Origin of the sequence: Streptomyces sp. NPDC058157 (assembly GCF_042884105.1) — a bacterium.
In the GTDB taxonomy this organism is placed as follows: Bacteria; Actinomycetota; Actinomycetes; order Streptomycetales; family Streptomycetaceae; genus Streptomyces.
Map to the genome: position 1 here is coordinate 1 of NZ_JBHVUQ010000288.1, position 7,301 is coordinate 7,301.

3 protein-coding genes are annotated in these 7,301 nt (G+C 76.4%); all 3 read left to right on the forward strand.

Going from position 1 to position 7,301, the window contains the following annotated elements; genetic code table 11:
• Positions 1-2,923 (forward strand): pentapeptide repeat-containing protein (locus ACFVXK_RS35805; protein WP_389620663.1); only part of this gene is annotated, 2,923 nt, incomplete at its 5' end.
• 505 nt (positions 2,924-3,428) lie between these two features.
• Positions 3,429-5,468 carry an elongation factor G gene (gene fusA / locus ACFVXK_RS35810; RefSeq protein WP_389620666.1) on the forward strand — a complete coding sequence of 680 codons (2,040 nt, stop codon included), beginning with the start codon at positions 3,429-3,431 and terminating at the stop codon, positions 5,466-5,468.
• Positions 5,469-5,636: 168 nt separating this feature from the next.
• Positions 5,637-7,301: MFS transporter (locus ACFVXK_RS35815; protein ID WP_389620669.1), on the forward strand; the 1,665-nt coding region annotated here is incomplete at its 3' end.

Here is a 7,301-nt window from a genome sequence, read left to right on the forward strand (position 1 = left end):
CGCCGCGGCCGACCCGCTGGAGCTGGTGGAACGCTTCCGGGCCGGGGCCTCCCCGACCGCCCAGCGGCTCGCCGCGCACCTGGCGGCCGTGCCGCTGACCCTGCCCGTGATGACCCTGGTCCGCCGCTCCCTGCTGGGCGGCTCCGAACACGGCCACCTGGCGGAGGTGGCCCTCGGCGGGCTGTTCGCCCCGTGGCAGGGGCAACAGCGGCCCGAGGACGCCGAGTTCGAGTTCCTGCCCGGGGTGCGCGAGGTGCTGCTGGGCTCCCAGCTGCGCGGGGACGTGGCGGCGGTCCGGGAACTGGTGCGCCGCCGGGTGTGGGAGTACATGGCCCGCAACCGGGGCACGGGCCCCGACTTCTCCGCGACCCGGGTCACCACGGGGACGGAGGGCCGGCGGCTGGTCCCGGCGGGGGCGCTGCCGTTCGCGGAACGGGGACGGGCGGCGGAGCCGCAGCCGGCCGCGGCCACCGCCGAGGCGGGCCGGGGGCCGGGCGGCCTGGTGGTCCGGGTCGGCTTCGACCCGTTCGGGGAGCCCGGGGAGGTCGGGGTCCTGCTCGCGCCGCGGCTGGTGCTCACCGTCGGGCAGGTCCCGCGCCCGGGGGAGACGGCCGCGTGGGTCAGGGCGGGCGGCCGGGACCACCCCTGCCGCCCGGTGTGGTGGGACGACGCGAGCCCGCCCGTCCTGCTGCTGGAGAGCGAAGGGGACCTGGCCGACCCGGCGGGGTTCGTCCCCCAGCCGTGGGGGACGCCACCGGCCGGCTCCGGCGCCGGCGAGCGGGTCCGCGTGGACGGGGCGACGGAGGAGGGAGCGCCGGCCGCGCTGACCGCGACCGTGATCCGCGACGGCGGGGCGGCCAACGGGGAGCTGGTCCTGCTCTCCCCGGACCCGGAGGGCTGGAGCCACCTGGTCGGCGCCCCGGTCTCCCACCGGGGCCGGCTGCTCGGAGTGGTGCACACCGTGCACCGCGACCGCCTGGTGTTCCTGACGGCCGCCGCCCTGCTGGACCAGCCCGCCTTCCGCGCGGCCCTGGACGGCCACCCGGCGGCGGCCCCGTACCGGGGGAGGGGCCGCGGCGGTCCGCGGGTGACCGTGGACGTACGGGTGGGCCCGGGGGCGATGCCGCGGGGAAGGGCGCCGATCTCGGAGCTGAGCGGTCTCCTGGCCCGGCTGATGACGGAGACCCCGGCCAGGGCGGTGGTGAGCGGCGGGGAGGGGCCGGGGAACCTGAGCCTGCTGCTCGAACCGCCCGGGGCCCTGGGTCACGCGGCGTGGCTGCTGGCGGCGTTGCCGGACGCGCTGGCCCAGTACCGGGGAGCGCTGGGGGAGGGCGCCCCACCGCTCGCGCTGGTGCTGGGGAGCGGGGAGCCGGAGCGGCTGCCGGCGGAACCGGAACGGCTGGTCGACCACGCCCTGATCGCGGCGCGGCTGCGCGATGCCAGGCGCAGACCGACCGGGCGCCTCCTCCTCGCCCTGTCGCAGCGGCTGTACGAGGAACTCGGCGACCTGCTCGGCCCGACCGCGTTGAGCTCGCTCACCCCGCTCGGGGACGGCGCCGGGGCCTGGGTGTACGAGGGCGACCCGCGGCAACTGGCGGAACTGCTCAAGGAGGCCGACGGGTCCGCGCGCGGCACGGAGGTCACCTGGCCGCGGTGCCGCGCCGGCGCCTCGGACACCGAGCCGCTGGGCTGCCAGGGCGTCCGGCTCCCGGATCGCGGCGCCTGCCTGGCCCACCTGCCGCCCGGGGAGGAGGCGGCCGTGCTGGGCGACCTCGGTCCGGGCTCGCCGGTCGACTTCCGGGGGACCCCGATCACCCGGGGCCTGCTGCGTCGCGTCCTCGATGCCGTACGGGAGCCGGACACGGGACAGATCACGCTCGGCGAGGCTTCCTTCGCACGGGCCCGCTTCGTGGACGGCTGGGAGGAGGCGGGGGTGGTGTTCACCGGGGCGGTCGACTTCTCCGACGCCGCGTTCGACGGTCCGGCGGACTTCTCCGGGGCGGTGTTCCGCACGGAAGCCTCCTTCGACCGGGCCGCCTTCGAGGACACGGCGAAGTTCCCGCACAGCAGGTTCGAGGGCCGGACCGGGTTCCGCCGCGCGGTGTTCCGGCAGGGCGCACAGTTCACGCAGGTCACGTGGCGGGGCGACGTCTCCTTCCGCGGTGCGCTGATCGGGGACTTCTACGGCTTGCGCCGGGTGACGGTGCTGGGGGAGGCCGACTTCCGCCACATGCGGTCCGACGGCTCGATGCTGCTGGAGGACTCCGCCTTCGCCCGGCCCGTGCGGTTCGACCACGCCGTGTGGCGGGGTCCGCTGCAGGTGGCCGACACCCGCTTCGAGGCGGCGGCGGTGTTCGACCAGGCGCGGTGCGAGGGGATCGCCCTGTTCCGGGCCAACCGGTTCGACGGCCCGGCCGAATTCGCCTCCACCGTCTTCCACGGGGCGGCGAGTTTCTCCCTGGGGGCGTTCGAAGGCGCCGCGGTCTTCTCCGGGGCCACCTTCAACGGGCGCGCCTCGTTCGCGAGCACCGTGTGCGCCGGCGGCGTGTCCTTCGACCGCGCGGTCTTCGCCGGCGCGCTCGTCTGGCGCGACGTGACGGTCGAGCACGGGCCGGGCGTCTTCACCGACGCGCGGTTCTCAGGGCCGGTGAGCTTCCTGCGCACCGAGTTCGTGACCGACACCGGCTTCGGCGGCGCGGTCTTCGACGGCACCCTCTCCGTAACGGACTCCACCTTCCGGGCCGGACTCACCTTCGACGGCACGGCCTTCAACGCCCGGACCGAGTTCACCGCCGTCAAGTTCCCCGGGCCCCTCCCCCTTCCCGGCGACTGGTCCGCGAGGAGGTCGGACCCGGACCTGTGGTACATCACCTCACCGCACCCCGCCACCCCCCTGGAAGATCCCGCCCCCGAGGACACGTGAGGCACCCTGGGGGGCGTCAACCACCGCACCGGCAAAAGCAGTTATCCGGCGCCCTCGCCGGTCTGACGGACCGTAACGGATCGCTCTCCGGCTACCTCGCCGACACCGTCGGCAGCACCCCGGACGCCGTCGACCGGCTGCGCGGGCGCCTCCTCGTCCGAGCCCGCGAAAATCCGGTGCCCCCGGCGGCCCGCACTGCCTACACTCGCCGTGCGCGCCGCCGAACCGGCCCGCGCGCCTCATGCCGTCGGACGAAGAGAAGGGGAACAGGGCCATGCGCACGCACACCGCCACCGCCCTCGTTCCCCCGGCCCGGTACGACGTGATCCCGGTGTCTCGCGCCGCGCGGTAACAGCTGCGCGGCTGTCACCGTACGCCCGTGACGCACGTACGCACGCCCCGGAGCAGGGCGCGTACGGCGGTTCCGACCTCGCGTCGGCGCTCGTCGTGCACGGGAATCGCGCTGCCCTTCCCCAGATCTTCGGCATCCGAAAGGCCCCGGGCCATGCGCACTCGCACCCACACCGACCCCCTCACCGCCGTCCGCAACCTCGGTATCCTCGCCCACGTGGACGCGGGCAAGACCACCGTCACCGAACGGATCCTGTTCGCCACCGGCACCATCCACAAGCGCGGAGAGGTCCACGACGGAACCACCGTCACCGACTTCGACGCCCAGGAACGCGCCCGCGGCATCACCATCTTCGCCGCGGCCGTCAGCTGCGCCTGGGCCGGACACCGGGTCAACCTGATCGACACCCCCGGCCACGTCGACTTCGCCGACGAGGTCGAGCGCTCCCTGCGCGTGCTCGACGGGGCCGTCGCGGTGTTCGACGCCGTCGCCGGGGTCGAGCCGCAGAGCGAGTCGGTGTGGCGGCAGGCCGACCGGCACGGGGTCCCGCGGATCGCGTTCGTCAACAAGCTGGACCGTGCGGGCGCCGACCTCGACACCGCGGTCGCCTCCCTCCGGGACCGGCTCGGCGTCGTCCCCCTGGTCGTCCAGCTGCCCGTGGGCCGCGAGGACGCCTTCACCGGCGTCGTCGACCTGCTGCGGATGCGCGCCCTGCTGTGGGGCGCGGGCGCCGACTCGTACGAGACCGTGCCCGTTCCGGACGCCCTGCTGGAGGAGGCGTCGCGGCGGCGCCGCCTCCTGGAGGAGACGGTGGCCGAACTCCACGCCGACGCCCTGGAGGAGTTCTGCGCGACGGGCTCCCTCGCCGAGCAGACGCTGGTGCGGGCCCTGCGCGAGCTGACGCTCGCCGGGGAAGGCGTCGTGGTGCTGTGCGGTTCGGCGTACCGCAACCGCGGGATCGAGCCGCTGCTGGACGCCGTGGTGGCGTACCTGCCGTCGCCGGCCGACCTGCCGGCCGTGCAGGGCCGCCGCGCCGACCCGGCCGAGCCGCTGGCGGCGCTCGCCTTCAAGGTGACGGCGACGCCGACCGGACGGCTGACGTACGTGCGGCTCTACGCGGGCACCCTGCGCAAGGGCGACACCGTGCTGGACCCCGGTACGGGCAGGACGGAACGGATCGGGCGGATCCTGCGGGTGCAGGCCGACCGGCACGAGGAACGGGAGGAGGCGGTGGCCGGTGACATCGTGGCCGTGATCGGGCCCAAGGCTGCCCGGGCCGGCAGCACCCTGTGCGCGCCGGGTGCCCCGCTGCTCCTCGAACCGCCGTCCGTGGCCGACCCGGTGGTGTCGGTGGCGGTCGAGGCGGGCCGCAGCACCGACACCGGCCGGCTCTCCACCGCACTGGCCCGGATCGCCGAGGAGGACCCCTCGCTGGTGGTCCGGACGGACGCGGAGACCGGGCAGACCGTGCTGTCGGGGCTGGGCGAGCTCCATCTGGAGGTCGCGGTGGAGAAGATCCGCCGGGACCAGGGCGTGGAGGTCGTCGTGGGCCGTCCCCGGGTCTCCTACCGGGAGACCGTGGTGGCCGGGGTGCGCGGGCTGGTCCACCGGCACGTCAAACAGGACGGCGGGGCAGGCCAGTTCGCCCACGTGGTGATCGACGTCGAGCCGCTGGGCGAGCCGGGCTTCGCGTTCCGTTCGGCGGTCGTCGGGGGCCGGGTCCCGGCGGAGTACGCGCGGGCCGTGGAGGCCGGCTGCCGGGACGCCCTCGCCGAGGGCCCCCTCGGCGGGCACCCGGTGACGGGGCTGCGGGTCGTCCTCACCGACGGGGCGACCCACTCCAAGGACTCCTCGGAGCTCGCCTTCCGCGCGGCCGGCCGGTTCGCGCTGCGGGAAGCCCTGCGCGTGAGCACGCTGGAGCTGCTGGAGCCGGTCGCGGAGGTCACCGTGACCGTCCCGGACGAGTCCGTCGGCGCGGTCCTCGGGGACCTCGCCGCCCGGCGCGGCCGGGTCACGGGCTCGGCCGGGCGGGCCGGGACCTCGGTGGTGACGGCGACGGTGCCGCTGGCCGAACTCTTCGGCTACGCGTCCCGCCTGCGCGGCCGCACCCAGGGCCGGGGCACCTTCACCACCCGCCCGGCGGGGCTCGCCCCGGTCCCGGCGGGGGTGGCCGCCACGCTCCTGCGGGGCTGACCGCCGACCCCCCGCCCCCGCCCCGCCCCGTCCCGAACGCCGGGCGGGGCGGGGGCGACGGTCGTCCCGCGCTCGAAATATCTTGACGTCGAGATAGTCGGGACGGCAGTCTACCGCCTGGTATCTCGACATCGAGATACTTCCGACGGGGGAAGGCGGAGGCCCGGCATGCGGCGGCGCGGCACGGCAGGACGACAGGACGAGGGCACCGGCACGGGCGCGGGCACCGGCTCGGGTGCGGGTGCAGGTGCGGGCGTCGGCTTGGGCACGGGCGCGGGCATCGGAGCGGGCACCGGCACCGGCGCGGGTACCGGCACCGGCACCGGCACCGGCTCGGGTACGGGCACGGGCACGGGCTCGGGCGCCAGCTCAGGCACCGGCTCGGGCTCGGGCACCGGTACCGGCTCGGGCGCCAGCACGGGCGCCGGCTCGGGCACCGGTACCGCCGCGCGGCCGGGTTTGGGCGCCGCAGGGGGAGCGGCCGGGGGGCAGGTGGCCCACGGGGGCTGCGCTCCCGCGGGTTCGGCCGTGCCGGGGGACGGTGGTGCGGTCTCCGCCCCGGCCCGCGGCGCGGGAGGCGCCGGGGAGTCGCGCGGGCTGATCGCCCAGCTGCGGCGGCCGCCCGGTGGGCGCGACGCCCGGATCATGCTCCTCGGCCAGCTCCTCGACCGCACCGGAACGGGTGTATGGGCCGCCTCCTCGGTCCTCTTCTTCACCTTCGTCGTCGGCCTCGACGCCGGCCGCCTCGGCCTCATGCTCGGCATCGGCGCCGTCGCGGGCATCGCGGGCTCCCCGCTCGCCGGCCACCTGGCCGACCGGTACCCCGTACGCCCCCTCCTGATCGCCTGCCACCTGCTGCGGCTCGCCGCCCTCTGCGCGATGCTCGTCGTCACCCGCTTCGAGCTGCTCCTGCTCATCGTCGCCCTCACCCAACTCGGCGACCGCGCGGCCAAGACCCTCGAGATGCTGTTCGCCACCCGGGTGGCGGGCGACCGCCGGGCCACCTACCAGGCCCTGTCGCGCAGCGCCGCCAACGCGGGGTACGCCGTCGGCGCGGGCATCGCCGCCATCGGCCTCGCCGTGGGCACCCGGGGCGCGTACGAGGTCCTCATCCTCGGCAACGCCCTGTCCTTCCTGGTGGCCTCGGCCCTGGTCTGGCGCACCCGGGAACCGCACGGCCACGGCCGCCTGATCGCCGCGGCCGGCCCGGCGGAGGAGGCCGGCCCGGCGAAGGAGGGCGGGGCCCGGCCCGCCCCCGCCCCCGCCCGCAGGAGCCCCTGGCGGGACCGGGGCTACCTCCGCTTCGTCCTCCTGGACATGCCGCTCAACCTGGACGACTCGCTCCTCAACGTCGGCCTGCCGCTGTGGCTCGTCCACCACACCGACGCCCCGCACGCCGTCGTCCCGGCCTTCCTCGCCCTCAACACCGTGCTCGTCGTGGTCCTCCAGCTCGCCGTGTCCGCGAAGGTGGGCACCGCCCGCCAGGCGGCCGGCGCCGTCGGCTGGTACGGCCTCTTCCTGCTCGCCGCCTGCGCGCTCCTCGCGCTCACCCCGGCCCACGGCCCCTGGGCCGCCTCCGCCACCCTGCTCGGGGCGGCCGTCCTGGTCACCGCCGCCGAGCTGGTGCGCTCGGTGTGCTCCTGGGAGCTGGCCGTCTCGCTGGCGCCGCAGGAGGCACGGGCCTCCTACCTGGGGGTGGCCGGGATCTCCCCGTCCGCCCAGAAGGCCGTCGGGCCGCTGCTGCTGACCGGCGCCGTCATGGCCGCGGGCCCGGCCGGCTGGCTGGCGCTCGGCGCGGCGGTGGCGGGCCTGGCCCTGGTCCAGCGGCGGGCC